The sequence below is a fragment of the Serratia sp. SSNIH1 genome (assembly GCF_002935055.1).
Taxonomy (GTDB): domain Bacteria; phylum Pseudomonadota; class Gammaproteobacteria; order Enterobacterales; family Enterobacteriaceae; genus Serratia; species Serratia nevei.
Window position 1 is genome coordinate 3,292,554 of sequence record NZ_CP026383.1, and the last position, 26,079, is coordinate 3,318,632.

Annotated in this window: 25 protein-coding genes, 3 pseudogenes and 1 other annotated feature; of the genes and pseudogenes, 17 read left to right on the forward strand and 11 right to left on the reverse strand. The window is 60.3% G+C overall.

Going from position 1 to position 26,079, the window contains the following annotated elements:
- Positions 1-26: 26 nt before the first annotated feature.
- On the reverse strand, positions 27-908 hold the full coding sequence (locus C3F38_RS15820; protein WP_055316723.1) for a PHP domain-containing protein: 882 nt from the start codon (positions 906-908) through the stop codon (positions 27-29).
- A 252-nt stretch (positions 909-1,160) separates the two neighbouring features.
- Positions 1,161-1,264 (forward strand) — a sequence feature (Trp leader region).
- 24 nt (positions 1,265-1,288) lie between these two features.
- Between C3F38_RS15820 and C3F38_RS15825 the strand changes: the two genes are divergently transcribed.
- The 6 genes and pseudogenes from C3F38_RS15825 (at position 1,289) to C3F38_RS15855 (ending at position 8,382) form a co-directional block, all read left to right on the forward strand.
- Entirely contained in the window at positions 1,289-2,851 is a 1,563-nt protein-coding gene (locus C3F38_RS15825) for an anthranilate synthase component 1 (protein WP_038877289.1), read from the forward strand.
- Positions 2,851-4,447 (forward strand): annotated as a pseudogene (gene trpD / locus C3F38_RS26620) (bifunctional anthranilate synthase glutamate amidotransferase component TrpG/anthranilate phosphoribosyltransferase TrpD). The gene C3F38_RS15825 and the pseudogene trpD overlap by 1 nt, the downstream one beginning before the upstream one ends.
- Before the next feature lie 3 nt (positions 4,448-4,450).
- Complete coding sequence (gene trpCF / locus C3F38_RS15840; protein WP_079656981.1) at positions 4,451-5,812, forward strand: bifunctional indole-3-glycerol-phosphate synthase TrpC/phosphoribosylanthranilate isomerase TrpF; 1,362 nt, start codon at positions 4,451-4,453, stop codon at positions 5,810-5,812.
- A gap of 41 nt (positions 5,813-5,853) precedes the next feature.
- Complete coding sequence (gene trpB / locus C3F38_RS15845; RefSeq protein ID WP_033634762.1) at positions 5,854-7,044, forward strand: tryptophan synthase subunit beta; 1,191 nt, start codon at positions 5,854-5,856, stop codon at positions 7,042-7,044.
- The gene (trpA, locus tag C3F38_RS15850) at positions 7,044-7,850 is read left to right on the forward strand and encodes a tryptophan synthase subunit alpha (RefSeq protein ID WP_038877280.1); all 807 of its coding nucleotides are present in this window, start codon (positions 7,044-7,046) and stop codon (positions 7,848-7,850) included. The genes trpB and trpA overlap by 1 nt, the downstream gene beginning before the upstream one ends.
- A 217-nt stretch (positions 7,851-8,067) precedes the next feature.
- Positions 8,068-8,382, forward strand: a complete 315-nt coding sequence (locus C3F38_RS15855) for a BON domain-containing protein (RefSeq protein ID WP_016927515.1) — start codon at positions 8,068-8,070, stop codon at positions 8,380-8,382.
- 44 nt (positions 8,383-8,426) lie between these two features.
- On the opposite strand, the gene ompW is transcribed toward C3F38_RS15855, so the two are convergent.
- Positions 8,427-9,059 (reverse strand): outer membrane protein OmpW, encoded by a 633-nt coding sequence (gene ompW, locus C3F38_RS15860; protein ID WP_019452715.1) that lies wholly within the window; start codon positions 9,057-9,059, stop codon positions 8,427-8,429.
- Between the two features lie 286 nt (positions 9,060-9,345).
- Between ompW and C3F38_RS15865 the strand changes: the two genes are divergently transcribed.
- Together C3F38_RS15865 and C3F38_RS15870 are read left to right on the forward strand one after the other, a co-directional pair.
- A complete protein-coding gene (locus C3F38_RS15865) occupies positions 9,346-9,786 on the forward strand; it encodes a YkgJ family cysteine cluster protein (protein WP_033634766.1) in 441 nt (146 codons plus the stop codon).
- Between the two features lie 34 nt (positions 9,787-9,820).
- Positions 9,821-10,573, forward strand: coding sequence for a YciC family protein (locus C3F38_RS15870; RefSeq protein WP_038877276.1), 753 nt, complete (start codon positions 9,821-9,823; stop codon positions 10,571-10,573).
- 51 nt (positions 10,574-10,624) lie between these two features.
- Here C3F38_RS15870 and C3F38_RS15875 read toward each other — a convergent pair whose 3' ends face one another.
- The gene (locus C3F38_RS15875; protein WP_038877273.1) at positions 10,625-12,328 is read right to left on the reverse strand and encodes a SulP family inorganic anion transporter; all 1,704 of its coding nucleotides are present in this window, start codon (positions 12,326-12,328) and stop codon (positions 10,625-10,627) included.
- A gap of 221 nt (positions 12,329-12,549) precedes the next feature.
- On the opposite strand from C3F38_RS15875, the gene C3F38_RS15880 reads away from it, so the two are divergent.
- Both C3F38_RS15880 and yciA read left to right on the forward strand, forming a co-directional pair.
- On the forward strand, positions 12,550-13,089 hold the full coding sequence (locus tag C3F38_RS15880) for a septation protein A (RefSeq protein WP_004932082.1): 540 nt from the start codon (positions 12,550-12,552) through the stop codon (positions 13,087-13,089).
- Positions 13,090-13,165: 76 nt separating this feature from the next.
- Positions 13,166-13,594 carry an acyl-CoA thioester hydrolase YciA gene (gene yciA / locus C3F38_RS15885; protein WP_004932085.1) on the forward strand — a complete coding sequence of 143 codons (429 nt, stop codon included), beginning with the start codon at positions 13,166-13,168 and terminating at the stop codon, positions 13,592-13,594.
- Between the two features lie 70 nt (positions 13,595-13,664).
- Here yciA and tonB read toward each other — a convergent pair whose 3' ends face one another.
- Positions 13,665-14,408: a TonB system transport protein TonB gene (gene tonB / locus C3F38_RS15890; RefSeq protein WP_016927510.1), complete on the reverse strand. Its 744-nt coding sequence runs from the start codon at positions 14,406-14,408 to the stop codon at positions 13,665-13,667.
- Positions 14,409-14,644: 236 nt separating this feature from the next.
- On the reverse strand, positions 14,645-15,298 hold the full coding sequence (locus C3F38_RS15895) for an epoxyqueuosine reductase QueH (protein WP_025303057.1): 654 nt from the start codon (positions 15,296-15,298) through the stop codon (positions 14,645-14,647).
- A gap of 175 nt (positions 15,299-15,473) precedes the next feature.
- Between C3F38_RS15895 and C3F38_RS15900 the strand changes: the two genes are divergently transcribed.
- The 3 genes and pseudogenes from C3F38_RS15900 (at position 15,474) to C3F38_RS15910 (ending at position 16,865) form a co-directional block, all read left to right on the forward strand.
- Positions 15,474-15,770 carry a YciI family protein gene (locus C3F38_RS15900; protein WP_038877267.1) on the forward strand — a complete coding sequence of 99 codons (297 nt, stop codon included), beginning with the start codon at positions 15,474-15,476 and terminating at the stop codon, positions 15,768-15,770.
- 268 nt (positions 15,771-16,038) lie between these two features.
- Positions 16,039-16,341, forward strand: a pseudogene (locus tag C3F38_RS15905) (sugar ABC transporter substrate-binding protein); the annotation flags it as partial.
- Positions 16,342-16,601: 260 nt separating this feature from the next.
- The gene (locus tag C3F38_RS15910; RefSeq protein ID WP_019452732.1) at positions 16,602-16,865 is read left to right on the forward strand and encodes a hypothetical protein; all 264 of its coding nucleotides are present in this window, start codon (positions 16,602-16,604) and stop codon (positions 16,863-16,865) included.
- A gap of 47 nt (positions 16,866-16,912) precedes the next feature.
- On the opposite strand, the gene C3F38_RS15915 is transcribed toward C3F38_RS15910, so the two are convergent.
- Positions 16,913-17,464, reverse strand: a complete 552-nt coding sequence (locus tag C3F38_RS15915) for a TetR/AcrR family transcriptional regulator (protein WP_038877264.1) — start codon at positions 17,462-17,464, stop codon at positions 16,913-16,915.
- Positions 17,465-17,590: 126 nt separating this feature from the next.
- On the opposite strand from C3F38_RS15915, the gene smfY reads away from it, so the two are divergent.
- Entirely contained in the window at positions 17,591-19,063 is a 1,473-nt protein-coding gene (gene smfY / locus C3F38_RS15920; RefSeq protein ID WP_047730558.1) for a multidrug efflux MFS transporter SmfY, read from the forward strand.
- A 200-nt stretch (positions 19,064-19,263) separates the two neighbouring features.
- The gene (locus C3F38_RS15925; RefSeq protein WP_038877260.1) at positions 19,264-19,755 is read left to right on the forward strand and encodes a Dps family protein; all 492 of its coding nucleotides are present in this window, start codon (positions 19,264-19,266) and stop codon (positions 19,753-19,755) included.
- Positions 19,756-19,800: 45 nt separating this feature from the next.
- Here the strand turns inward: C3F38_RS15925 and C3F38_RS15930 are convergent, their stop codons facing one another.
- Complete coding sequence (locus tag C3F38_RS15930) at positions 19,801-19,977, reverse strand: YciY family protein (protein WP_025159792.1); 177 nt, start codon at positions 19,975-19,977, stop codon at positions 19,801-19,803.
- Between the two features lie 242 nt (positions 19,978-20,219).
- Between C3F38_RS15930 and cls the strand changes: the two genes are divergently transcribed.
- Both cls and C3F38_RS15940 read left to right on the forward strand, forming a co-directional pair.
- Positions 20,220-21,680 (forward strand): cardiolipin synthase, encoded by a 1,461-nt coding sequence (cls, locus tag C3F38_RS15935; RefSeq protein ID WP_038877257.1) that lies wholly within the window; start codon positions 20,220-20,222, stop codon positions 21,678-21,680.
- A 56-nt stretch (positions 21,681-21,736) separates the two neighbouring features.
- Positions 21,737-22,060 (forward strand): HI1450 family dsDNA-mimic protein, encoded by a 324-nt coding sequence (locus tag C3F38_RS15940; protein WP_004932139.1) that lies wholly within the window; start codon positions 21,737-21,739, stop codon positions 22,058-22,060.
- Between the two features lie 72 nt (positions 22,061-22,132).
- Here the strand turns inward: C3F38_RS15940 and oppF are convergent, their stop codons facing one another.
- The 4 genes and pseudogenes from oppF to oppB form a co-directional block, all read right to left on the reverse strand.
- Complete coding sequence (gene oppF, locus C3F38_RS15945; RefSeq protein WP_025303071.1) at positions 22,133-23,134, reverse strand: murein tripeptide/oligopeptide ABC transporter ATP binding protein OppF; 1,002 nt, start codon at positions 23,132-23,134, stop codon at positions 22,133-22,135.
- Complete coding sequence (locus tag C3F38_RS15950; RefSeq protein WP_033634782.1) at positions 23,131-24,147, reverse strand: ABC transporter ATP-binding protein; 1,017 nt, start codon at positions 24,145-24,147, stop codon at positions 23,131-23,133. The genes oppF and C3F38_RS15950 overlap by 4 nt, the downstream gene beginning before the upstream one ends.
- Positions 24,148-24,158: 11 nt before the next feature.
- Entirely contained in the window at positions 24,159-25,067 is a 909-nt protein-coding gene (gene oppC, locus C3F38_RS15955) for an oligopeptide ABC transporter permease OppC (protein ID WP_038877253.1), read from the reverse strand.
- A gap of 14 nt (positions 25,068-25,081) precedes the next feature.
- Positions 25,082-26,001: pseudogene (oppB, locus tag C3F38_RS15960) on the reverse strand (oligopeptide ABC transporter permease OppB).
- Between the last annotated feature and the right edge of the window lie 78 nt (positions 26,002-26,079).

Sequence of the window (26,079 nt, forward strand, 5' to 3'; positions counted from 1 at the left end):
CCGCGCGCGTTGCCACGCGCGTAAAATCAGACCGCCTCGCCCGGCTGCGGCCAATCGCGCCACACTGGCTCAACGCCGCCCGGCAGCCACAGTTTGCGGCCCAGTTCGATCCACGAACAAGGCTGATGAAAATCAGAGCCTTGCGAGGCCAACAGGCGGTAGTCCTGGGCGTATTTCGCCAATTGCGAGCGCTCATGCGGCGCCTGCTGACACTGCGCCACTTCCATGGCGTCGCCGCCGTGTTCGGCGAAATGCGCCAGCAAACGTTTCAACCACTTCGCGGTCAGATCGTAACGGCCGGGATGCGCCATCACCGCCTGACCGCCCGATTGATGAATCACATCAATGGCTTGTTCTATTGTACACCACTGCGGCGGCACGTAGCCGGTTTTGCCCTTGGCCAGGTATTTCTTGAATACCTGCGCCATGTTGTCAGCCACGCCAATCTCCACCAGGTAACGGGCGAAATGGCCGCGGGTCACCGCACCGGCCCCCGCCAACCGCTGGGCGCCGGCATAGGCGTCGGGAATGCGCGCCTTACCCAGACGCACGCCGATCTCCTGCGCACGGCGATTGCGGCGTTCGGTTTGTTCTGCCAATAGCGCCACCAGCGCCGGGTGCGCGACGTCCATGCCCAACCCAACGATATGGATCTCATGATTTTCCCACAGCGTCGAGATTTCCACCCCGTTGACCAACCGCAGCGGCAACGCCTGCTCCGCAATGGCGGCGGCGGCCTCGGCCAACCCGGCGGTGGTGTCGTGATCGGTGATCGCCAGCACGCCCACGCGCATCTCGACCGCCCGCTGCACCAGCTGCGTCGGCGTCAGGTAGCCGTCGGAGGCGGTCGTGTGGCTGTGGAGGTCGTACAGAGTAAAAGCGGTGGATTGGGGGTTACTGTCTGTCAAAACGGCTATCCGGCAATGGCTTGGATTTCTATCATACCCGCGATCGGCGGCCGGACGGAAATCTATTCTGCCCTGGCCGCAGGTGCCGGGCGGATGATGAATAGAATTCACGCTGACCGCTAAAACATTGTGCAAAAAGAGGGTTGACTTTGCCGCCTCGAACCAGTTAACTAGTACAAAAGTTCACGGCCGTGGCCGTGTCAGATGAGCGTTAACAGAGAGAGTCTGCAAATGAACAAATATATTTCTCTTCACGGTTGGTGGCGTACCTCCCTCTTGCGGGCGGTGTAATCGCGCATAGCTGTCATCTGACAATGCAGATTTCCTGAGCCCGCACCTGATGCGGGCTTTTTTATGGACAGAATTCACTGGAACCACCGATGATGAACACCAAACCACAACTGACATTGCTGAAGGCGCAAGCCAGCTACCGGGGCGACCCCACCACCATTTTCCACCAGCTGTGCGGTGCCCGTCCGGCCACCCTGCTGCTGGAATCGGCGGAAATCAACAGCAAACAGAATCTGCAGAGCCTGCTGGTGATTGACAGCGCGCTGCGCATTACCGCACTGGGTCATACCGTCAGCGTGCAGGCGCTGACCGCCAACGGCGCAGCGCTGCTGCCGCTGCTGGACGAAGCGCTGCCGCCCGAGGTGCGCAATCAGGCGCGCCCCAACGGCCGCGAACTGACCTTCCCGGCGATCGACGCGGTGCAGGACGAAGACGCCCGCTTGCGCTCACTGTCGGTGTTCGATGCGCTGCGCACGCTGCTGACCCTGGTGGACTCCCCGGCGGACGAGCGCGAAGCCGTGATGCTGGGCGGCCTGTTTGCCTACGATTTGGTCGCCGGTTTCGAAGACCTGCCGGCGCTGCGCCAGGATCAGCGCTGCCCGGACTTCTGCTTCTATCTGGCGGAAACCCTGCTGGTGCTGGATCACCAACGCGGTACGGCCCGTCTGCAGGCCAGCGTCTTCAGCGAGCAGGCGAGTGAAGCGCAGCGTTTGCAGCAACGTCTGGAACAGCTGCAGGCCGAATTGCAACAAACCCCGCAGCCGATCCCGCATCAAACGCTGGAGAACATGCAGCTGAGCTGCAACCAGAGCGACGAAGAGTACGGCGCGGTGGTCAGCGGGCTGCAAGAGGCTATCCGTCAGGGCGAGATTTTCCAGGTGGTGCCGTCGCGCCGCTTCTCCCTGCCTTGCCCGGCGCCGCTGGCGGCCTACCAGACCTTGAAAGACAACAACCCCAGCCCGTACATGTTCTTCATGCAGGATGATGACTTCACCCTGTTCGGCGCTTCGCCGGAGAGTGCGTTGAAATACGACGCGGGCAATCGCCAAATCGAAATCTACCCGATCGCCGGCACTCGCCCGCGCGGCCGCCGTGCCGATGGTTCGCTGGATCTGGATCTCGACAGCCGCATCGAACTGGAAATGCGCACCGACCACAAAGAGCTGGCTGAGCACCTGATGCTGGTCGATCTGGCGCGCAACGATCTGGCGCGCATCTGCCAGGCCGGCAGCCGCTACGTGGCCGACCTGACCAAGGTGGACCGCTATTCGTTCGTCATGCACCTGGTTTCCCGGGTGGTGGGTACCCTGCGCGCCGATCTCGACGTGCTGCACGCCTATCAGGCCTGCATGAACATGGGCACCCTGAGCGGCGCGCCGAAAGTGCGCGCGATGCAGCTGATCGCCGCCTCCGAAGGCACACGCCGCGGCAGCTACGGCGGCGCGGTAGGCTACTTCACCGCCACCGGCGATCTGGATACCTGCATCGTCATCCGTTCCGCCTACGTTGAAGACGGCATCGCCACCGTGCAGGCCGGCGCCGGCGTGGTGCTGGATTCCATCCCGCAGGCGGAAGCCGACGAAACCCGTAATAAAGCCCGTGCCGTGCTGCGCGCCATCGCCACTGCGCACCATGCCAAGGAGGTGTTCTGATGGCCGATATCCTGTTGCTCGACAACGTCGACTCCTTTACCTACAACCTGGTCGATCAGCTGCGCGCCAGCGGCCACCAGGTGGTGATTTACCGTAACCAGATCGCCGCCGAGGTGATCATCGAACGCCTGGAGCACATGACCCAGCCGGTGCTGATGCTGTCGCCCGGCCCCGGTACGCCGTCCGAAGCGGGCTGCATGCCGGAACTGCTGCAGCGCCTGCGCGGCCGGCTGCCGATCATCGGCATCTGTCTCGGTCACCAGGCGATCGTCGAAGCCTACGGCGGCCAGGTCGGCCAGGCGGGCGAGATCCTGCACGGCAAAGCCTCGGCAATCGTTCACGATGGCGCAGGCATGTTCGCCGGCATGGCCAACCCGCTGCCGGTGGCGCGCTACCACTCGCTGGTCGGCAGCAATATCCCGGCCGATCTTACCGTCAACGCCCGTTTCGGCGAGATGGTGATGGCGGTGCGCGACGACCGTCGCCGCGTGTGCGGCTTCCAGTTCCACCCGGAATCGATTCTGACCACCCACGGCGCGCGCCTGCTTGAGCAGACCCTGGCCTGGGCGCTGGCGAAGTAATATAAGGAACACGACGATGCAACCTATTCTTGAGAAACTGTACCGCGCCGAGTCGATGAGCCAGCAGGAAAGCCAACAGCTGTTCAGCGCCATCGTGCGCGGCGAACTGGAGCCGAGCCAACTGGCGGCGGCGTTGATCAGCATGAAAGTCCGCGGCGAGCGCCCGGAAGAGATCGCCGGCGCCGCCAAAGCGCTGCTGGACGACGCTCAGCCGTTCCCGCGCCCTGACTACCCGTTCGCCGATATCGTCGGCACCGGCGGCGACGGCACCAACAGCATCAATATTTCCACCGCCAGCGCCTTCGTCGCGGCGGCGTGCGGCGCGAAGATCGCCAAGCACGGCAACCGCAGCGTCTCCAGCCGCTCCGGCTCCTCGGATCTGCTCGCGGCGTTCGGCATCCGTCTGGATCTGCCGGCGGAAGAAGCGCGTAAGGCGCTGGACGATCTCGGCGTGTGTTTCCTGTTCGCGCCGCAGTACCACACCGGTTTTCGCCACGCCATGCCGGTGCGCCAGCAGCTGAAGACCCGCACGCTGTTCAACGTGCTGGGCCCGCTGATCAACCCGGCGCGTCCGCCGCTGGCGCTGATCGGCGTATACAGCCCGGAACTGGTGCTGCCGATTGCCGAAACCCTGCGCGTGCTGGGTTATCAGCGTGCGGCGGTGGTTCACGGCGGCGGCATGGACGAGGTGGCGATCCACGCCACGACGCACGTGGCGGAATTGCACAACGGCGAAATCAGCAGCTACCAGCTCACGCCGCAGTCCTTCGGATTGGAAACCTATCCGCTGGAAGCCTTGCTGGGCGGCACGCCGGAAGAAAACCGTGACATTTTGGCGCGGCTGTTACAAGGTAAAGGCGAGCCGGCGCACGCCGCGGCGGTCGCGGCCAACGTCGCGTTGCTTCTGAAGTTATTCGGACATGAAGACCTGCGCCAAAATGCGCGGCAGGCACTGGATATGATCAACAGCGGGCAGGCCTATGAGCGTGTCATCGCACTGGCGGCAAGAGGATAAATGATGCAGGAAACCGTGCTACACAAGATTGTCCGCGACAAAGCGCAATGGATCGCGGCGCGACAACAGCAACAGCCCCTGGCCGGCTTTCAGAATGATATCGTACCGAGCGAACGCAGCTTCTATCACGCGCTGCAGGGCACCCGTACGGCTTTCATTCTCGAATGCAAGAAGGCCTCGCCTTCCAAGGGACTGATTCGCGAGAACTTTGATCCGGTGGAGATCGCCACGGTCTATAAAGATTTCGCCTCGGCGATCTCGGTGCTGACCGACGAGAAATACTTCCAGGGCAGCTTCGATTTCCTGCCGCTGGTCAGTAAAACTGTCAGCCAACCGGTGTTGTGCAAAGACTTTATCATCGACCCGTATCAGATTTACCTGGCGCGCTACTATCAGGCCGACGCCATCCTGCTGATGCTGTCGGTGTTGACCGACGAGCAGTACCGCCAGCTGGCGGCGGTGGCCCACAGCCTGAACATGGGCGTGCTGACCGAAGTGATCAGTGAAGAAGAGCTGCAGCGCGCGATCGCGCTGGAGGCGCGCGTGGTCGGCATCAACAACCGCGATCTGCGCGATCTGAGCATCGACCTGAACCGCACCCGTCAGTTGGCGCCGCGCGTGCCGCATGGCGTGACGGTGATCAGCGAGTCGGGCATCAACAACTACGGGCAGATCCGCGAGCTGAGCCATTACGCCAACGGCTTCCTGATCGGCAGCGCGCTGATGTCGGAACCCGATCTGCGCGCCGCCGTGCGCCGCGTGATCCTGGGCGACAACAAAGTGTGCGGCCTGACCCGTCCGCAGGACGCCGCCGCCGCCTATCAGGCCGGCGCCATCTACGGCGGGCTGATTTTCGTCGGGCGTTCACCGCGCTATGTGGACATCACCCGCGCCCGCGAAGTGATCTCCGGCGCGCCGCTGAAGTACGTTGGCGTGTTCTGCGACGCCCAGGTCGATACCGTGGCGTTGACCGTTGAGCGCCTCGGGCTGCATGCGGTGCAATTGCACGGCGCGGAAGACCAGGCCTATATCAACGCCCTGCGCGCCCGCTTGCCGGCCGACTGCCGCATCTGGAAAGCGCTGAGCGTGAAAGATCGAGTGCCGGCGCGCGATCTGCAGCATGTTGACCGTTATCTGCTCGACAACGGCGCCGGCGGTACCGGCCAACGCTTCGACTGGTCGGTATTGCAAGGCGAAGATCTGACTAACGTGATGCTGGCGGGCGGCCTGCGCGCCGACAACTGCGTCGAAGCGGCCAAGCTCGGCTGCGCCGGGCTGGACTTCAACTCCGGCGTGGAAAGCGAACCGGGCATCAAAGATCCCGCGCGCCTGGCCTCGGTCTTCCAGACCCTGCGCGCCTACTGAATACGGCTCTATATTAATAACGGATAATAACGGGAACTCTCATGACGCTGCTTAACCCCTACTTCGGCGAATTTGGTGGCCAATACGTGCCGCAAATTCTGATGCCGGCCCTGAAACAACTGGAAGAAGCCTTTGTCAGCGCCCAGCGCGATCCGGCATTTCAGGCGGAATTTATCGATCTGCTGAAGAACTACGCGGGCCGCCCGACGGCGCTGACGCTGTGCAAAAACCTCACCGCCGGCAGCAACACCAAGCTTTATCTGAAGCGTGAAGACCTGCTGCACGGCGGCGCGCACAAGACCAACCAGGTGCTGGGCCAGGCGTTGCTGGCCAAGCGCATGGGCAAAACCGAGATCATCGCGGAAACCGGCGCCGGCCAGCACGGCGTCGCGTCGGCGCTGGCCTGCGCGCTGCTCGGCCTGAAATGTCGCATCTATATGGGCGCCAAAGACGTTGAGCGCCAGTCGCCGAACGTGTTCCGCATGCGGCTGATGGGCGCGGAAGTGATCCCGGTCCACAGCGGCTCCGCCACCCTGAAAGACGCCTGCAACGAAGCGCTGCGCGACTGGTCCGGCAGCTATGAAACCGCGCACTATATGCTCGGCACCGCCGCCGGCCCGCACCCGTACCCCACCATCGTGCGTGAATTCCAGCGCATGATCGGCGAAGAAACCAAAGCACAGGTGCTGGAGCGCGAAGGCCGCCTGCCGGATGCGGTCATCGCCTGCGTCGGCGGCGGCTCCAACGCCATCGGCATGTTCGCCGACTTTATCGATGACGCCGACGTTGGGCTGATCGGGGTGGAACCCGCCGGTCTGGGCATCGAAACCGGCCAACACGGCGCACCGCTCAAGCACGGCCACGTCGGCATCTACTTCGGCATGAAGGCACCGATGATGCAGACCGCCGAAGGCCAGATTGAAGAATCCTATTCAATTTCCGCCGGGCTGGACTTTCCGTCCGTCGGGCCGCAGCATGCCTACCTGAACAGCACCGGCCGCGCCGAATACGTGTCGATCACCGACGACGAAGCGCTGGAAGCGTTCAAGGCACTGTCGCGCCATGAAGGCATCATCCCGGCGCTGGAATCCTCACACGCCCTGGCACACGCGCTGAAAATGATCCGTGAAACGCCGCAGAAAGAGCAGATCCTGGTGGTCAACCTGTCCGGCCGCGGCGACAAAGACATATTTACCGTTCACGACATTTTGAAAGCACGGGGAGAAATCTGATGGAACGTTATCAGCAACTGTTCACGCGTCTGGAAAGCAGCAAGGAAGGCGCCTTTGTCCCGTTCGTGACGCTGGGCGATCCTAACCCGGCGCTCTCGCTGCAGATTATCGACACCCTGATCGAAGCCGGCGCGGACGCGCTGGAGCTGGGCATCCCCTTCTCCGATCCGCTGGCGGATGGCCCGACCATCCAGAGCGCGACGCTGCGCGCCTTTGCCGCCGGCGTCACGCCGACCCAGTGTTTCGAGATGCTGGCGGCCATCCGCCAGAAGCATCCGACCATTCCCATCGGCCTGCTGATGTACGCCAACCTGGTGTTCCATAAAGGCATCGATGCGTTTTACCAGCGCTGCGCCGAAGTGGGCGTGGATTCGGTGCTGGTCGCCGACGTGCCGTTTGAAGAGTCCGCGCCGTTCCGCGCCGCCGCCGCGCGCCACGGTATCGCACCGATCTTCATCTGCCCGCCGAACGCCGATGACGATCTACTGCGTGAAATCGCGTCACACGGCCGCGGCTACACCTACCTGCTGTCGCGCGCCGGGGTGACCGGCACCGAAAGCCGAGCGCAGCTGCCGTTGCATCACCTGGTGAACAAGCTGCGCGAGTATCACGCCGCGCCGCCGCTGCAGGGTTTCGGCATCTCCGAACCCGAGCAGGTAAAGGCCGCGCTGCAGGCCGGGGCCGCCGGCGCGATCTCCGGCTCGGCAATCGTCAAAATCATCGAACAGCACCATGCCAACCCGGCGGAGATGCTGACCAAGCTGGCGGCCTTCGCCAGCAGTATGAAGCGCGCCACCCGGGCGTGAGCCTCTCCAGCGAGCGCCCTGCCGGCGCTCGCTTTAACAGCTTGTTTCCCCTCAAAGTTTGTTCCATTTATTTACAGCAAAAATTTGAACAAACTCAGGTCTTGTCTCACAATGAACTTTGTTCGCTATGCATTTCTTCGTTTTATTTGGGGAATGCGCTCGCTGCGGCGAAAAACCGTAGCGAATTTCAACCATAACATTGCATGGAGAGTAATTTATGAAGCTGTTTAAAACCCTTTCAGCCTTGTGCATGGCAGCCGTTGTGGCGGTCGCGGTGAGCGCTTGCGCGCCGACGGCAAAATCAGAGGGAACAGGCGGTTATATCGATGACACCGTAGTCACCACCAAAGTGAAATCGGCGTTGCTGGCGGATAAAAACATCAAGTCGCGCGAGATCAGCGTGGAAACCTTTAAAGGACGCGTTCAGCTGAGCGGCTTCGTGACGTCAAGCGATGACGCCAACCGTGCGGTGCAGGTCACTCGTGGCGTGGCCGGCGTGAAATCGGTTGAAAACGTGATGCAGGTTAAATAATACCGACACAGGGAGGCGCAACGCCTCCCTGTTTGTGGCCATCATCAGAAGCGATAACCCGCCCCGAACATGAACACCCACGGATCCAGACGCGTATCGAAGCTGTGGTGCCCGCCATTCGCATCGTTGAAGCGAGTTTTGGTTTCGATGTTCATCCACCACACCGACATGTTTAGCATCCAGTGTTCATCCAGGTTGTAATCCAGGCCGGCCTGCGCCGCCACACCCCAGGAGTCTTTCAGGTCGAGGTTGCTCAACCCGGCGCTTTTGCCGTAGTCGTTGAACTTCTCGTCGAAGAAGGTGGTGTAGTTAACGCCGACGCCCAGGTAAGGCCGCAGTTTGTCCTGCTTGTCGCCGAAGTAGTATTGCGCCATCAGCGTAGGCGGCAATTGGTGAACGGTCGCCAGATCGGTGCCGCCCAGCGTAACCTTGTGGCGGAATGGCGTTGCGGCCAACAACTCAACGCCGATGTTGTCCGTCACCATGTAACCGAAGGTCAGACCGAGCTGGGTATTGTTTTTCGCATCCAGCGAACCCAACCCCAATACGTTGTCCGAACCCGCATTTGGACGCACCGTCGCGGTTCCCGCGCGGAACAGGAAATCACCGGCCTGATGCGCACTTGCCAACATAGGCGCCATCATCGTCGCCAATACCACCAGAGTTGTCTTTTTCATTATCCATTCCATTTGTGTGGTTAATCTCTCGAGGGGGAATATACCTACTTTCGGGTATTTGTGATCCCATCGAGATCACATCTTATGTGTAAAAATTTAAAATCCTACTAAAAACAAGGTTACCTAACCGCTTAATAAATCAAGGATTGATCTGCATCAAAAAATCGATTTTGTTGCAAATTATTTACATGTTCAAATTTCGGTTGCGGAGAAAAATGCGGCTGAGGTAATTTCATTTTCCGTGTTGGTTTTGGTTGGTGCCGTAAGGAGTCGGTGAGCAATCAAGATGAGCGAAATCCTTAATCCCTGTGTCAGCTGCGGCGCATGCTGCGGTTATTTTCGAGTGTCATTCTATTGGGCCGAAGCCGAAGACGGCGGCGGCACCGTTCCCCTTTCCTTAACGGAGCCTTTGACCCCGTTCCTGCGCTGCATGCAGGGGACCAACAGCAAGTCCCCCCGCTGCAACGCTCTGGACGGCGAGATCGGCAAAGCCGTGTCCTGCTCGATCTACCTCAATCGGCCCAGCCCGTGCAGAGAGTTCGATCAGTCCGGTGAAAACGGCCTGCGCAACGAAGCCTGCGATCGCGCCCGGGAACGCTACGGGCTGCCGCCCCTGCCGGTACCCCTGCCGCTCTCGCTGCCTGAGACGACGATCGTTGAAGAAATAGGCGTAGTGCAATTCGCGGGGTGCCACAGCGGCGTGGAACAGGGTACAATCACCCACTGATTTATCTCTGTTTTCCCGACGCCAAGGAGTCTGCATGCCTATCACGGCCAACGCTTTGTACCGTGACAGTTTTAACTTTTTACGCAACCAACTGGCCAGCATCCTGATGCTGGCGCTGTTGACGGCGTTTATCTCCGTACTGCTGAATCAGGCCTTCAGCCCCGATGCCGAACAGTTGGCGACGCTCGCTGCCACCACCAGCGATTTCGCTTCGTCTACCGGTATGGGCATTCAGGAAGTGATCCAGCAGATGACGCCGGAACAGCAGATGGTGTTGCTGAAAGTGTCGGCGGCCGCCACCTTCTCCGCGCTGGTCGGCAACGTGCTGCTGGTCGGCGGGATGCTGACGCTGATCCGTCTGGTGTCGCAAGGGGAACGCACCAGCGCCCTGCGCGCGCTCGGTGCCTCGGCGCCCGATCTGCCGCGTCTGCTGCTGCTGCTGTTTATCTGCACCCTGCTGATCCAGCTCGGCCTGACGCTGTTTGTGGTGCCGGGCGTGCTCATGGCGATCGCCTTCGCGCTGGCGCCGGTGATCGCCTCCGTCGACAAGAAAGGCGTGTTCGCTTCGCTCAAGCTGAGCAGCAAGTTGGCCTTCGGCAATGCGCGCGTGATCGTGCCGGCAATGATGCTGTGGCTGGCGGCCAAGCTGCTGGTGCTGTTTTTGGTGAGCCATCTGTCGGTGCTGACGCCGAACGTCGCCAGCGTGGTGTTGACCGCGTTGAGCAACCTGGTGTCTGCCCTGCTGCTGATCTACCTGTTCCGCCTGTACATGCTGCTGCGCGGCTAACGCCGACGCAACAAAAACCTAAGGGGCACGCTTCGGCGCGCCCCTTTTTATTTACCCCACCGTGGCGGCTTCCGCCTGCTCCTTACTCTGAATCAGCTTCAGCGCCAGATACAGGTCCGGCACCAAAATCAGCTCTTTGTCGCGCCCTAAGCGGTTGATGCGGAACCAGCGCGTCAGCTCGGTGCGGCGCCCCGCCAGCACCAGCTTAACGTTACGCTGTAACAGGTCGCGTTTCAGTTCGTCGATGGCCGCAAGCACGCTGATATCGGCATGGGTAAAACTGGCTACCGCATCCACCACTACCCAGCGCGGCTGGAACGGCGTGCCGTCGACCAAATTGAGAATACGGCGTTTGAAGTACGCCACGTTGAAATAGGTCAGTGGCGAATTGAAGCGATACATCATGACCCCAGGCACCGCCTTCACCCCATTGTTGTTGCCCATGGAGTGGATCATGCCTTCGTCGTTGACACCCAGCAGCTGCTCCGTCGGCCGGAAGACGGTGCGCAGAAACTGCATCAGCCCCAGCAACACCGCCAGCCCGATGCCGCTGATCACCCCCACCAGCAGCACGCTGAGGAAGGTAAACAGCGCCAGGCGAAACGCCTGCGCGTTGCGGCGGCGCAAAACCCAGATGCCGCGAATGTCCAGCAGCGACCAGGCCGCATACATCAGCACCACGCCCAATCCTGCCACCGGAATAAACTGCAGCGGCGCCATCAGGAACAGCAAGACGAAGGCGATGACCGCGGCGGCGATGACCGACACCAGCTGGCTCTTGCCGCCGTTGGCGTCATTCACCGCGGTGCGCGAGTCCGCACCGCTGATAGCGAAACCTTGCGACAGCGCGGAGACGATATTCACCAGCCCCAGCGCACGAAACTCGGCGTCGGCGTTCACCTCATAACCGTTCTTGGCGGCAAAGCTGCGGGCGGTGAGCATCATGCTGACAAAACTCACCACCGCCAGGTTAAGCGCCGGGATCACCATGTCGCGCAGCAAACCGGGCTGGAAGTCCGGCCACTGGACGATCGGCAACACGCCGCTGAAACCGCCCACCGTCACCACGCCATGCTGCTGCAGGCCGCCGGCCCAGGTGACGAACGCCGCCAGCACGATGGCAAACAGCGGCGCCGGCCAGTTAGGCCGCCATTTTTTAAATCCGAGCAGCGTCACCAGCGTCAACAACGACACCGCCATCGTCAGCCAGTCGCTGTGCAGCAGGTTACCGGGCAGCGCGTAGATACGCTCGATCAGCTGCGCCGGGCGCACCGTGAATCCCAACACCTTGCCGATCTGATCGACGATGATGGTGATCGCCACCCCGTTCAGCAGCCCGCTGAGGATCGGCCGCGACAGCAGATCCGCCAGCGCCCCCAGCTTGAACCGGCTGGCCAGCAGGCACCAGCCGCCCATCATCGCGGTCATCATGATGGTCAGTTGCCAATGGCGCTCCATATTACCCGCCGCCAGCGGCGTCACCACCGCGGCGATCACCGCACAGGTGGCGGCGTCGGGCCCGACGATCAGCTGGCGCGACGAGCCGAACAGCGCATAGGCCACCATTGGCAAGATACAGGAATAGAGCCCCACCACCGGGCTGACCCCGGCCAGCTCAGCATAGGCGATGGCCACCGGCAAGGCGACGGCGGCGACGGAAAGGCCGGCGCGAATATCCGGCTTGAGCCAGCTGCGTTGATACCCCAATAAATGCGTCAACCCCGGCGTCAGGGCCTGGAGAGATTTCCACTGCATGCTGTTTTCCGCGGTAAATTATCTGGTTATTATGACACTTACTATGCGGCCTGCGGCCCGCGCTGGCAATGTGCCCGCACTTTCTTGCGTAAGTTTATGCAAATTCCTGCTTTCGCGGCAGAAATCCGCCGGCCAAACGCCGATAATCGGCAACGCCCGGCGGTACACAGAGCTCGCCGAATCCGGTATAGTCGGCCGATGAACAGATGATGGATTGATTTATGAAGCAGTTTCTTGATTTCCTCCCGCTAATTGTCTTTTTCGCTTTTTACAAGCTGTACGACATTTACGTCGCTTCCGGCGCGTTAATTGTCGCCACCGCGCTGGCGCTGGTGTTCACCTGGGTGAAATACCGCAAGGTCGAGAAGATGACGCTGATCACCTTCCTGATGGTGCTGGTGTTCGGCACCCTAACGCTGGTGTTCCACAACGATTTGTTCATCAAATGGAAGGTCACGGTGATTTACGCGCTGTTCGCGCTGGCGCTGCTGATCAGCCAATGGGTGCTCAAAAAACCGCTGGTTCAACGCATGCTGGGCAAAGAGCTGACGCTGCCGGACAAAGTGTGGAGCAACCTCAACCTGGCCTGGGCAGTCTTCTTCCTGGCCTGTGGCCTGGCGAACATTTATGTCGCCTTCTGGCTGCCGCAAAGCGTCTGGGTCAATTTCAAAGTCTTTGGCCTGACGGTGCTGACGCTGGTCTTCACCCTCCTCAGCGGTATCTATATTTACCGGCACATGCCGGAAGAACAGAAAAAATAGTTACAAAATTGTTAATGCCTGCGGCGCTTGCCGCGGGCAGTATGATGTTATTCCCTCCTTTTAAAAGCAGACTGCTATGACACAACAACGACCTTTACCCAGCGGCGAGCTGGTGCTGCGCACGCTGGCCATGCCGGCCGATACCAATGCCAACGGTGATATCTTCGGCGGCTGGCTGATGTCGCAAATGGATATCGGCGGCGCCATCCAGGCAAAAGAGATCGCCGAAGGGCGCGTGGTGACCGTGCGCGTGGACGGCATGACCTTCCTGAAACCGGTGGCGGTAGGCGACGTGGTTTGCTGCTATGCGCACTGCATCCGCACCGGGCGCAGCTCGATCACCATCAATATCGAAGTGTGGGTCAAGAAAGTCTCTTCCGCGCCGATCGGCCAGCGCTACCGGGCGACCGAAGCGGTGTTCACCTATGTGGCAGTCGATGCGGAAGGCAACTCGCGCGCGCTGCCTGAGGGCAAAATGAATTTCCGCGTTGGCTTCGAAGAATAAGCCGGCGGCTGTACCGCAAATGCAAAAAGGGTCGCCGAGGCGACCCTTTCTTTTTTGGTGGTGACCGAACTCAGTTCAATTCGGTCGTGCCGTTCAGCTTGAAGCGGATAGTGACGGTGCGATCTTTCGCCTCTTTGGCCTCATAGCGCCATTTACGCATCGCCTGCTTCACTTCACGCTCGAACATATTGCGCGGCTCGGCCGACAAGATGCGCACGTTGCTGACGCGCCCGTCGCTGTCGATATCGAACTGTACCCGCACGTTGCCTTCGATCTGCAAAGCCTGGGCCCGCGGCGGATAGAGCGGATTGGCGCGGCTGATCGGTCTTGGCCCGACCTCGCGCGAGTTGCCCTGCACCGGCGCGGCAGGCGCCTGCTTCACCGGCGCTTTATCGATCGGTTTGGCCGGTGAATCGTTGTTGAACGGCGACGGCTCGCGCGGCTCAACCTTCTTCGGCTCCGGTTTAACCTGTTTTTCGACCTTCGGTTTCGGCTTAGGCTTCGGTTTCGGCTTGACCGGCTCGGGTTTCACGATCGCCTTCGGCGGCGGCTCCACGATAGGTTCCGGTTCTGGCTCCGGCTCAGGTTCGACCTGCGGCGGCTCCGGCTCGGCCGGCGCCGGTGGCGGCGGCTCGGCCATCGCGGCGGTGTTGACCATCATGACGCTGATCGGCGCGTCCTCTGGCTTCGGCAGCTCCACCACTTCTTTTACCGAAGCGTAAAGCAATCCCGCCACCAGGGCGCTGTGCAGGCCTACGGACAAGACGAAAGGCACGGATATACGGCGATTAAGGAACATCTTTTTTAGCGGCATAATGATTCTGTTTCCTCTGGTTCGCCAAGTTTAAATGCAAATAGCAATCATATTCAATAACGAAAGGCAAACTATCGCTTTAATCGTCAGTATGCGCGGCTAAAACCAGCAAACTCATAAGGATATTAACCTGGCCGTTGCTTTTTTATCGCCGGAACAACACGCTTCATTAACGTTTGGCCGGGCGTCAAAAAATAAAAAACCCGCCGTAGCGGGTTGATTGCGGTGATTATGCGTTATTCTTCATCGCCATAGTAAAGCACGCCCAGCTTAATCAGCGGCCGCCCTTGTGCCTTGCGGTGCAGGTTGGTGTCGCGCAGCGAATAGACGCAGCCGCAGTATTCCTGCTGATAGAAGCGTTCACGCTTGCTGATCTCTATCATGCGCGACGAACCGCCCTTCTTGCGCCAGTTGTAATCCCAGTACACCAAATCGGGATATTTTTCCGCCGCCCGGATGCCGCAGTCGGTGATCTGCTGCATGTTCTTCCAGCGCGAAATGCCCAACGAGCTGGAGATGGTGTCGTAACCGTGCTCATGCGCATACAGCGCCGTGCGCTCGAAACGCATGTCAAAACACATGGTGCAACGAATCCCGCGCTCCGGCTCATTCTCCATCCCCTTGGCGCGGGCGAACCAGTTGTCAGTGTCGTAATCGGCATCGATGATCGGCACCCCGTGCTGCTCGGCGAAGCGGATATTCTCTTCCTTGCGCAGCAGATACTCTTTTTGCGGGTGAATGTTGGGGTTATAGAAGAAAATGGCGTATTCGATCCCGGAGGCCTGGATCGCTTCCATCACCTCGCCGGAACAGGGCGCGCAGCAAGAGTGCAGCAGCAGTTTACTTTTGCCCGCCGGCAAATCGAGTTTTTCCCTTACCAGTTCCGTCATATCCTCACCTCAATGGCATATCAGTTTAAGCGCGCCGCACTATACGAATAAAAAGTAGCGGCTTCAAGGCATAAGCGCCAATCCGCCGGGAAATTCGCCGCGCACCGTTCCCCTGCCGCGCCTTTTGCGCTACCTTGGTAACACCGTTTTATAGCCATGATTTTAAAGGTGAAACATGCTTTATCTGATCTACGCGCAAGACGTCCCCAACTCGCTGGAAAACCGTCTGGCGGTACGCCCGGCACACCTGGCGCGCCTGCAGGCGCTGCGCGACGCCGGCCGCCTGGTGGTCGCCGGCCCTAACCCGGCCATCGACAGCAACGATCCCGGCGCCGCCGGCTTTACCGGGTCGACGGTGATCGCCGAATTCGAGTCGCTAGCGGAAGCCCAGGCCTGGGCGCAGCAGGATCCCTATATCGCCGCCGGCGTCTATGCCGACGTGACGGTGAAGCCGTTCAAACAGGTGTTCTGATCTCCAGCCCTCCCAATACCGGGAACGCCCGTTCGCGCACCGTTCCCGGATCAATGCGTGCTCTCACCCTAAGCCGTCGGTAGAAAAGATGCCCTCCCTCCAGGGGCTGTCGCGTCACCCGCCTATACTCTTCTGAACCCGCGGCATCGCCGCGAATTCCGGAGATCGACCGATGCGACTCGACGTACACGCTCACCTGTGGAGCACAGAGTATCTGGATCTTTTGCAAGCGCATGGCGTGCATGAAGTTGCCGCCTATCGGCACCTGGGCGCCGGCCTGAATGTGAAAGACTTCGCGATTGCCGGCGTTGACGGCGTTTCCGACGCGATTCATGCGGTGCAGGCCGGTGAAATGGTCTCTATCCTGCAAGATGCCAAAGGCCAGATGCAGGGCTCCATCGACGTCGCGCTGCGCGCCGTGAAAGGTGAAAGCTATCAACCTCAGTCGGATATCTGGAAGCAGTACGCCAAGGATCTGAAATGGGAGGGCGGCACGCAGAAGCATTACTACATTCCGTGGGCCGTCGTTACCGCAGAGAACGCCCAAGCGCTGTTGGACGCACGCAAATAATCCCTCGCCCCCTGGCTCCAGGGCACTTGCCCGCAAAAAAAAGCCAGCACGGAGTGGCTGGCTTAAAGGTTCTTCGAGGGAATATCTTGTTCGATAAACATACGCCTTTCGCCGCCCCCTTGACTAACTATCAGTGTGATAGGCGCCGCCGTCTGAGACTCTTTTTTGCCGTTGCATGGTAAAGCGCCGCCGCTGACCTACACTTGAGCCGTAGTCAAGATGCAGTTACGGGTCGTTTTTATCTTCCAAAAGGAATAATTATGAAGGCAACTAAATATCTCTTGGCACTGCTGGCGTTCACCTCATTCTCTTCCCTGGCGGCAATTGAAATCACGCGGGAAGAGGCAGCGAAACATACCGAGATCGGTCCGGTGACCATTTCACAAGACGGCGACGACACCGTGGGGATCGACCATGCGCGTCTGTCGAAAGCGGTAGATGAAAAAGGCGGTAAGTATTACGTCATTATCGGTCGCGAGGGGAAAACCACCTTCGAAACCATCAATGCGATAGCCTATAAATAATCAGGCTTAGCCCGCGGCAGGCTGCTTCCTGCCGCTTGTCCCTGCGTTTACTTGTCGCCGCCCGTCAATATCAATGCCTGCATATCGGCGAACATCGTTTCCCATTCCGCCTGGTCGATATCCATCAAACCAAAGTAACGCAGCATAAAGGCGCCTTCGGTGGCGAGAAACGCCAGGCGCGCGCGCTTGCCTTCTTCGGTCGTCAAATCCAAACCGGCGATGCGGCTGCGATACCATTCGCGCGTGCTCGCCAGATGCTCCGGCGTTTGAATCAGCGTTGCCATCAACCCGGCGGCCTTGGCGCTGGAAGTCTGATCCGAACTGTGGGTGGCCAGCATATGCGCCCGCACGGCGGTCTGCGGCGAAGGCTCGTCGCCGGCGATCGCCGTGAACAACGTCTCGTAGGCACTGCCCCAGCGATCGAACATGGCATCGATAAGGGCGTCTTTGCTGCCGAAACAATACTGCACCCCGCCCTTGGAGATCCCCATCGCTTTGGCGACGGCGTCGATGGTCAAGCCGGCGGCACCCTGGGTGGCGACGATCTCTTCGGCGGTGTCCAAAACCTTGTCGCGATCGATGCTGCGTTGACGTCCCATTAAGAAACCCTTCTTTTCAATACGAACGTATGGATATATATTATCATCAGTATACCACCCGGCATCGCCGGTGGGTTACCCCAATGGCGGCGCCTCCGCGCCGCCCACGTTAACTGGATATGAATTATGTACGCCAAGAACCGCTGGTTGATCCTGACGATGGTCGCCAGCGCCCTTTTCCTGATCGTCATCGATATGACGGTGTTATATACCGCCCTGCCGCGCTTAACCCAGGCGCTGGATGCCAGCGCCTCGCAAAAACTCTGGATCGTCAACGCCTACCCGCTGGTGGTGGCCGGCCTGCTGCCCGGCGCCGGCATGCTGAGCGACCGCATCGGCCATAAGCGGCTGTTTCTCGCCGGACTGCCGGTGTTTGCCGTCGCGTCGCTGTGCGCCGCGTTCTCGCCCACCGCCGAGTGGCTGATCGCCGCCCGCGTGTTCCTCGCCGTTGGCGCGGCAATGATGATGCCCGCGACGCTGTCCATCGTGCGCCACGTCTTTACCGACGAACGCGAACGCGCGCTGGCGATCGGCATCTGGGCCTCGGTGGCCTCCGGCGGCGCGGCCATCGGCCCGGTGGTCGGCGGCCTGCTGCTGGAGTATTTCTGGTGGGGGTCGGTGTTCCTGATCAATGTGCCGGTCGTACTGCTGGTCTGGCCGCTGGCGTGGAAACTGATCCCGCGCTGCGGTGGCGATAACCCGCGCCCTTCGGACATCGTCGGTTCGGTGCAGATCATGATGGGTCTGGTCGGCGCTATCTATGCGCTGAAGGAGCTGAGCAAGCCGACGCCTGATGTGAGCGCCTTGCTTGTGGCGGCCCTGATCGGCGTGTTGTTCCTGGTGCTGTTCGTGCGTCGTCAGCAGCGCAGCGCCCACCCGATGATCGATTTCTCCCTGTTCCGCAACCGGCTGTTCGCAGGCGGCATCGGCGTGGCCCTGCTGTCGATGGTGGCGCTGATCGGCGTCGAGCTGGTGCTCAGCCAACGCCTACAGCTGGTGCTCGGCCTCAGCCCGCTGCAGGCGGCGCTGTTTATTTTGCCGATCCCGCTGGCCTCGGCGCTGGCGGGGCCCGTAGCCGGCCTGCTGTTGCCGCGCTACGGCGAACGCAGCATCATCCTCGGCGGCTTTGTCCTGACTACCCTCGGCATCACCGGTCTTGCCGTGTGGTACCAGAGCGGCATGGCGCCGCAATTGGTCAGCCTGGCGCTGGTGGGCTTTGGCCTCGGCGGCGTGATCACCGCCGCTTCCACCGCCATCATGCTGAACGCGCCGGAGGAGAAGTCCGGCATGGCGGCGTCCATCGAAGACGTCTCCTACGAACTGGGTGGCGTGCTGGGCGTGACGCTGCTCGGCGGATTGATGACGGCGGTTTACAGCCACAGCCTGGCGCTGCCGGCGGAGCTGCCGGTCAGCGATTTGGCCTACGACAGCATCGACGAAGCCCTGCGGCTGGCGGCCGGGCTGGCGGCCGATCGCGCGCAGCAGCTGACGCAGCTGGCGCGCTTGGCCTTTGATCGCGCGTTTATTACGGTGCTGATCGCCGCCGCGCTGCTAATGGCGCTGGGCGCCGGCGCGGTGAAACTGGCGCTGCGCAAGTAACCGATAAAAGCGGCTTTTTTCGCCTGCGGATCCTGCGTAAACTGATTCGGCAATTTGCTCGACGGATTTATCGTCATCGGTTTTAGCGATGGCAATAATGCCTGTTATCGTGTTTAACCCTGCGATAAATCCGGTTACTGTAACAGCTATGGAAATTGATTCTGTCTACTATCGGAACAAATAATCAGGAGAAGATTATTATGGCAACGGCAAAGAAAGCAGCGAAAACCCATATCGGCCTCGACAGTAAACAATCGGCAAAACTCGCCGAGGCGCTGAACGCGCTGTTGGCGAACTATCAGGTATTGTATATGAACGTGCGCGGCTATCACTGGAATATTACCGGCCCGCAGTTCTTTGAACTGCACGCGAAATTCGAAGAGACATATAACGATCTGCTGACCAAGGTGGATGAGCTGGCGGAACGTATTCTGACGCTGGGCTCGCAGCCGCGTCACGCTTTCAGCGACTATCTGAAAACCGCCGACATCAAGGAACACACCAACGTGACCGATGATAAAGGCACGCTGCGCGGCCTGTTGGACGGGTATTCAGTCTTGCTGCAGCAGCAGCGTGAACTGCTGACGGTAGCGGCAGACGCCGGTGACGAAGGCACCGCGTCGCTGATGAGCGATTACATCAAAGAGCAGGAAAAACAGGTCTGGATGCTCAACGCCTATCTGGGCAAATAACCCAGGCGCCATAACAAAACAGTCCCTCACGGGACTGTTTTCGTTTTACCACTCGCAGGATACCGCAAACAGCAGCGCGCGCCGATGCTGATCGTCCAGGCGGCGCCGCACCCGGATAATATGGCGATTGCTGCACGACTGGCGTTCCAGCCAGCGATGCCGGCGGCGTTGACTCTGCCGCAACATGCGCCAGCGGCCCACTTCATTTCTACTGCGTCTCATAATTCCGTCACTTGTTCGTCTAATGCCAACCGCGGGCATTATAGCCCTTTCCGTCCGTGATCCAAGCCGCAGTTATCGGCGGCACAGCGGGTGCCACGCGGGCAAAAGCCGCCCTTTCATTTTCAGCAAGTGCCTTAACTTCATCATATTTATGTAACATAAGCGCCGATAAAAGGTTTCGCCTTGACCGATCTGTGCGTACACTCATCATTGGTGGTTTGCGAACGGGATTTTTCGCCTTTATGACAACATTTTATACCGTAATCAGTTGGCTCATGGTGTTCGGCTACTGGCTGCTGATCGCCGGCGTGACGATGCGCATTTTGATGAAACGCCGTGCGGTTCCCTCTGCCATGGCCTGGCTGCTGGTTATCTACATTCTGCCGCTGTTCGGCATCGTGGCCTATTTATCGTTCGGCGAGCTGCATCTGGGCAAGCGCCGGGCCGAGCGCGCCAAGGCCATGTGGCCGTCAACCGCCCGCTGGCTGAAGGAGCTGAAAGAGAGCCGCCGCATCTTCGCCACCGAGTACAGCGAGGTCGCCGAACCGCTGTTCCAGCTGTGCAACCGCCGCCAGGGCATCGACGGCGTCAAGGGCAACCAGCTGCAGCTGCTCACCACCACCGACGACACGCTGAAAGCGCTGATCCGCGACATCGAGCTGGCGCGCCACAACATCGAAATGGTGTTCTATATCTGGCAGCCCGGCGGCCTGGTCGATCAAGTGGCCGAATCGCTGATGGCCGCCGCCCGACGCGGCGTACACTGCCGCCTGATGCTCGACTCCGCCGGCAGCCTGCAATTTTTCCGCAGCCCCTACCCGGCGATGATGCGCAACGCCGGTATCGAAGTGGTCGAAGCGCTGAAGGTCAACCTGCTACGCGTGTTCTTGCGCCGCATGGACCTGCGTCAGCACCGCAAGGTGGTGCTGATCGACAACTACATCGCCTATACCGGCAGCATGAACATGGTCGATCCGCGTTACTTCAAGCAGGATGCGGGCGTCGGCCAATGGATCGATCTCATGGCGCGCATGGAAGGCCCGGTGGCCACCACCATGGGCATCGTCTATGCCTGCGACTGGGAGATTGAAACCGGCAAGCGCATTCTGCCACCGCCGCCGGACGTCAACATCATGCCGTTCGAGCAGGAAAGCGGCCATACCATTCAGGTGATCGCCTCTGGCCCCGGCTTCCCCGAGGAGATGATCCACCAGGCGCTGCTGACCGCGGTCTATTCCGCCCGCGAGCAGCTGATCATGACCACGCCGTACTTCGTGCCGAGCGACGATCTGCTGCACGCCATTTGCACCGCCGCCCTGCGCGGCGTCGAGGTCAGCATCATCGTGCCGCGCGACAACGATTCGATGATGGTGCGCTGGGCCAGCCGCGCGTTCTTCTCCGAGCTGCTGGAGGCCGGGGTTAAGATCTATCAGTTCGAAGGCGGCCTGCTGCATACCAAGAGCGTGCTGGTGGACGGCCAGCTCAGCCTGGTCGGCACCGTCAATCTGGACATGCGCAGCCTGTGGCTGAATTTCGAAATCACGCTGGTGATCGACGATGACGGCTTCGGCAGCGATTTGGCCTGCGTGCAGGAGGATTACATCGCCCGTTCCCAGCTGCTGAACGCCAAAGAGTGGCTGAAGCGGCCGTTCTGGCATCGTCTGGTCGAGCGCCTGTTCTACTTTTTCAGCCCGCTGCTGTAAAAGCCGCGGCGAGCGTGCTTTAATAGCGCCAAATCATTTGTTATCAGGATTTTTTTATGGATTTGAATAACCGCCTTACCGAAGACGAAACGCTGGAACAGGCCTACGACATCTTCCTCGAATTGGCCGGCGACAATCTGGATCCGGCGGATATTCTGCTGTTCAACCTGCAGTTTGAAGAGCGCGGCGGCGCCGAACTGTACGATCCGTCCGAAGACTGGAGCGAGCACGTGGATTACGACCTGAACCCGGACTTCTTCGCCGAGGTGGTGATCGGTCTGGCGGACAGCGACGGCGAGCCGATCAACGACGTGTTCGCCCGCGTGCTGATCTGCCGCGAGAAAGACCACAAGCTGTGCCACATTCTGTGGAAAGAGTGATTCGCCGTTAGCGCATCGGTAAAAAAAGCCCCGCTCATTCAGCGGGGCTTTTTGTTGCCGACTAGCAGCACATTACAGCGGATCGACCTTCAGGCAGGACACCGCGTGGCGGAAACTGCCCTCCAGCAGCGGACGCGTCTTGGCGCACTCCGGCCCGGCGATCGGGCAGCGGGTGCGGAACACGCAGCCGGTCGGCGGGTTGATCGGCGAAGGCAGCTCCCCTTCCAACAGCTGGATCTGCTTCTCCTTCTCCTTGTCCGGATCCGGGATCGGCACCGCCGACATCAGCGCTTTGGTGTAAGGGTGCTGCGGGTTGTGGTACACCTCGTCATAGGTGCCCAGCTCCACCGCATGGCCTAGGTACATCACCAGCACGCGATCGGAAATGTGCTTCACCACCGCCAAATCGTGGGCGATAAAGATTAATGACAGCCCCATCTCGCGCTGCAGCTGCTGCAACAGGTTCACCACCTGCGCCTGAATCGACACGTCCAGCGCGGAGACCGGTTCGTCGCAGATCACCAGCTTCGGCTCGAGGATCAGCGCGCGCGCGATGCCGATACGCTGGCACTGGCCGCCGGAGAACTCGTGCGGGTAGCGGTTGATCAGGTTAGGCAGCAGGCCGACCTTCAGCATCATCGCCTTGACCTTGTCCTTCACTTCCTGACGCGGCATTTTTGGGTAGTAGGTGCGCAGCGGCTCGGCGATGATCTCGCCGATGGTCATGCGCGGGTTGAGCGACGCCAGCGGATCCTGGAAGATCATCTGGATATCGCTGCGGGTTTTGCGCCAGTCGGCATCGCTCATGCCCAGCAGATCTTTCCCCAGCCAGGCAACGCGCCCGCTGGTGGCTTTCACCAGGCCGATGATGGCGCGCGCGAAGGTGGATTTACCGCAACCGGATTCGCCGACCACGCCCAGGGTTTCCCCCTCGAACAGCCGCAGCGTGACGCCATCGACCGCTTTCAGGGTTTTCGGCGGCTGCCAGAACCACTGTTTGTCGTCATGAATGTCGAAGTGCACTTTCAGATCGGCCACTTCGAGCAGCACTTTCTTGTCGGTTACCGCTGTCATACCAACGCCTCCACCGGTTTAAAGCAGGCGCGCAGGCGCCCTTCCCCAAATTGCTCCAACGGCGGAGCGCTCGCGCACTGCTCCATGGCGTACGGACAGCGCGGCTGGAACGGGCAGCCTTTAGGCAACCGCAGCAGGTTCGGCGGGTTGCCGGGAATGGTCAGCAACGCTTCGCCTTCGGCGTCGAGACGCGGCACCGCGTTCAACAGACCGATAGAGTACGGGTGGCTCGGCTGGTAGAACACCTCGCGCGCACTGCCGTATTCCATGGTGCGCCCGGCGTACATCACCAGCACCTTGTTGCAGATGCCGGCCACCACGCCCAGGTCATGGGTGATCATGATGATGGCGGTGTTGAACTCGCGCTTCAGCTCGTTGAGCAGCGTCATGATCTGCGCCTGGACGGTCACATCCAGCGCGGTGGTCGGTTCGTCGGCGATCAGCAGCTTCGGCCGACACAGCAGCGCCATGGCGATCATCACGCGCTGGCGCATGCCGCCGGAAAACTCATGCGGATACATACGCATGCGCTTGCGCGCTTCCGGCATTTTCACCGCGTCGAGCATGCGTACCGACTCTTCAAAGGCTTCGCTTTTGCTCATTTTCTTATGCAGCATCAGCACTTCCATCAGCTGTTCGCCAACGCGCATATAAGGGTTGAGCGAGGTCATCGGGTCCTGGAAGATCATCGAGATCTCTTCGGCCCGCAGCTTGTTGAGCTGATTTTCCGGCAGGTTGAGGATTTCACGGCCGTTGAATTTGGCCGAGCCGCCGATGCGGCCATTGCTGGCCAGCAGGCCCATCAGAGCGAACGCGGTCTGCGATTTACCGGAACCGGACTCACCGACGATGCCCAGCGTTTCTCCGGCCCGCAGGTCGAAGTTCAGATCGTTCACCGCCGTCACGTCGCCGTCCGGCGTGGAAAACGTGACGCGCAGGTCTTTCACGTCCAGCAGCGGCGACGTTTTGACCCCGGCGCCGGTTTGCAGTTGAGGATGTTCAATGGTGCTCATGATTGCACTCCTTAACGATCTTTCGGGTCGAGGGCGTCACGCAGGCCATCGCCGATAAAGTTGAAACAGAACAGAGTGACAACCAGGAAACCCGCCGGGAACAGCAGCAACCACGGTGAAACCTCCATTGAGTTGGCGCCGTCGCTGAGCAATGCGCCCCAGCTGCTGAGCGGCTCCTGCGTGCCCAGCCCCAGGAAACTGAGGAAGGATTCGAACAGGATCATGCTCGGCACCAGCAGCGACGCATACACCACCACCACGCCGAGCACGTTCGGCACGATATGGCGCAGCACGATATTGCGCGTGGAAACGCCGCACACCAGCGCCGCTTCGATGAATTCCTTACGCTTCAGGCCGAGGGTTTGGCCGCGCACGATACGCGCCATATCCAGCCACGACACCATGCCGATCGCCACGAAGATCAACAGGATGTTCTGGCCGAAGAAGGTCACCAGCAGGATCACGAAGAACATGAACGGGAAGGAGTTGAGGATCTCCAGCAGGCGCATCATCACCGAGTCGACCTTGCCGCCCAGATAGCCGGACATTGCGCCGTACAGCGTGCCGACCACCACCGCCACCAGTGCCGCCGCCACGCCGACCATCAGCGAGATACGCCCGCCGATCGCCACGCGCACCAGCAGATCGCGCCCGGAGGAGTCAGTGCCGAAATAGTGCCCCGATTCCACGCTTGGCGCGGCGGACATCATCGCCCAATCGGTATCGTCGTAGGCAAACTGCGACAGCATCGGCGCCAGCACCACAAACAGCGTGATCAACACCAGAATGAACAGGCTGCTGACCGCCGCACGGTTGTGCATAAAGCGCCGGCGCGCGTCTTGCCACAGGCTGCGCCCTTCCACTTCCAGCTTCTCGCTGAAGTGTTCCAGAGCTTCGCTGTTCTTTTTAGTCAACATCATTCGCGTGCTCCAGATTAATAACGGATTTTCGGATCGATGACCGCATACAGCACATCGACGATCGCGTTGAACAGAATGGTCAGGGCGCCCACCAGAATGGTCAGGCTCAGCACCAGGGAGTAGTCGCGGTTCAGCGCGCCGTTAACGAACAGCTGGCCGATCCCCGGCAGACCGTAGATGGTTTCGATCACCATCGATCCGGTGATGATACCGACGAACGCCGGCCCCATGTAGGACAGCACCGGCAACAGCGCCGGCTTCAGCGCGTGGCGGAAAATGATGCGACGCATCGGCAAGCCTTTGGCGCGCGCGGTACGGATGAAGTTGGAGTGCAGCACTTCAATCATCGAGCCACGCGTGATACGGGCGATGCTGGCGATATAGGCCAGCGACAACGCCACCATCGGCAGGATGATGAATTTAGGCGCGCCGCCGTTCCAGCCCCCCCCGGCAGCCATTTCAGCGTGATGGCGAAGATCAGCACCAGCAGCGGCGCCACCACGAAACTGGGTATCACCACCCCGGTCATGGCGAACCCCATCACCGTGTAGTCCCATTTGGTGTTCTGATTCAGCGCGGCGATAACGCCTGCGCTCACCCCCAGCACCACCGCCAGCAGAAACGCGGCCAGGCCGAGTTTGGCGGACACCGGGAAAGAGCTGGCAACCAGATCGTTCACCGAATAGTCCTTGTATTTAAAGGACGGGCCGAAGTCTCCCTGCGCAAGCTGCGCCAGATAATGACCGTACTGTTTCCAGATCGGGTCGTTCAAATGATATTTGGCTTCGATGTTCGCCATAACTTCCGGCGGCAATGCGCGTTCCCCGGTAAATGGACTGCCGGGTGCCAGGCGCATCATGAAGAATGAGATGGTGATAAGGATAAATAGTGTCGGGATCGCTTCCAACAAGCGACGAAGTATAAATTTAAGCATTGCCCTAACCCTGTGCGACAGCCTGATGACGGCTTATTATTCTCAACATGGGCCGGCGGCCTGCGCCGCCGGCTCTTA

Bases quoted from the DNA above. Each gene is read 5' to 3' on its own strand.
- C3F38_RS15825 (WP_038877289.1), top strand. From the start codon at position 1,289: ATGATGAACACCAAACCACAACTGACATTGCTGAAGGCGCAAGCCAGC.
- trpCF (WP_079656981.1), top strand. From the start codon at position 4,451: ATGCAGGAAACCGTGCTACACAAGATTGTCCGCGACAAAGCGCAATGG.
- trpB (WP_033634762.1), top strand. From the start codon at position 5,854: ATGACGCTGCTTAACCCCTACTTCGGCGAATTTGGTGGCCAATACGTG.
- trpA (WP_038877280.1), top strand. From the start codon at position 7,044: ATGGAACGTTATCAGCAACTGTTCACGCGTCTGGAAAGCAGCAAGGAA.
- C3F38_RS15855 (WP_016927515.1), top strand. From the start codon at position 8,068: ATGAAGCTGTTTAAAACCCTTTCAGCCTTGTGCATGGCAGCCGTTGTG.
- ompW (WP_019452715.1), bottom strand. From the start codon at position 9,059: ATGAAAAAGACAACTCTGGTGGTATTGGCGACGATGATGGCGCCTATG.
- C3F38_RS15865 (WP_033634766.1), top strand. From the start codon at position 9,346: ATGAGCGAAATCCTTAATCCCTGTGTCAGCTGCGGCGCATGCTGCGGT.
- C3F38_RS15870 (WP_038877276.1), top strand. From the start codon at position 9,821: ATGCCTATCACGGCCAACGCTTTGTACCGTGACAGTTTTAACTTTTTA.
- C3F38_RS15875 (WP_038877273.1), bottom strand. From the start codon at position 12,328: ATGCAGTGGAAATCTCTCCAGGCCCTGACGCCGGGGTTGACGCATTTA.
- C3F38_RS15880 (WP_004932082.1), top strand. From the start codon at position 12,550: ATGAAGCAGTTTCTTGATTTCCTCCCGCTAATTGTCTTTTTCGCTTTT.
- yciA (WP_004932085.1), top strand. From the start codon at position 13,166: ATGACACAACAACGACCTTTACCCAGCGGCGAGCTGGTGCTGCGCACG.
- tonB (WP_016927510.1), bottom strand. From the start codon at position 14,408: ATGCCGCTAAAAAAGATGTTCCTTAATCGCCGTATATCCGTGCCTTTC.
- C3F38_RS15895 (WP_025303057.1), bottom strand. From the start codon at position 15,298: ATGACGGAACTGGTAAGGGAAAAACTCGATTTGCCGGCGGGCAAAAGT.
- C3F38_RS15900 (WP_038877267.1), top strand. From the start codon at position 15,474: ATGCTTTATCTGATCTACGCGCAAGACGTCCCCAACTCGCTGGAAAAC.
- C3F38_RS15910 (WP_019452732.1), top strand. From the start codon at position 16,602: ATGAAGGCAACTAAATATCTCTTGGCACTGCTGGCGTTCACCTCATTC.
- C3F38_RS15915 (WP_038877264.1), bottom strand. From the start codon at position 17,464: ATGGGACGTCAACGCAGCATCGATCGCGACAAGGTTTTGGACACCGCC.
- smfY (WP_047730558.1), top strand. From the start codon at position 17,591: ATGTACGCCAAGAACCGCTGGTTGATCCTGACGATGGTCGCCAGCGCC.
- C3F38_RS15925 (WP_038877260.1), top strand. From the start codon at position 19,264: ATGGCAACGGCAAAGAAAGCAGCGAAAACCCATATCGGCCTCGACAGT.
- C3F38_RS15930 (WP_025159792.1), bottom strand. From the start codon at position 19,977: ATGAGACGCAGTAGAAATGAAGTGGGCCGCTGGCGCATGTTGCGGCAG.
- cls (WP_038877257.1), top strand. From the start codon at position 20,220: ATGACAACATTTTATACCGTAATCAGTTGGCTCATGGTGTTCGGCTAC.
- C3F38_RS15940 (WP_004932139.1), top strand. From the start codon at position 21,737: ATGGATTTGAATAACCGCCTTACCGAAGACGAAACGCTGGAACAGGCC.
- oppF (WP_025303071.1), bottom strand. From the start codon at position 23,134: ATGACAGCGGTAACCGACAAGAAAGTGCTGCTCGAAGTGGCCGATCTG.
- C3F38_RS15950 (WP_033634782.1), bottom strand. From the start codon at position 24,147: ATGAGCACCATTGAACATCCTCAACTGCAAACCGGCGCCGGGGTCAAA.
- oppC (WP_038877253.1), bottom strand. From the start codon at position 25,067: ATGATGTTGACTAAAAAGAACAGCGAAGCTCTGGAACACTTCAGCGAG.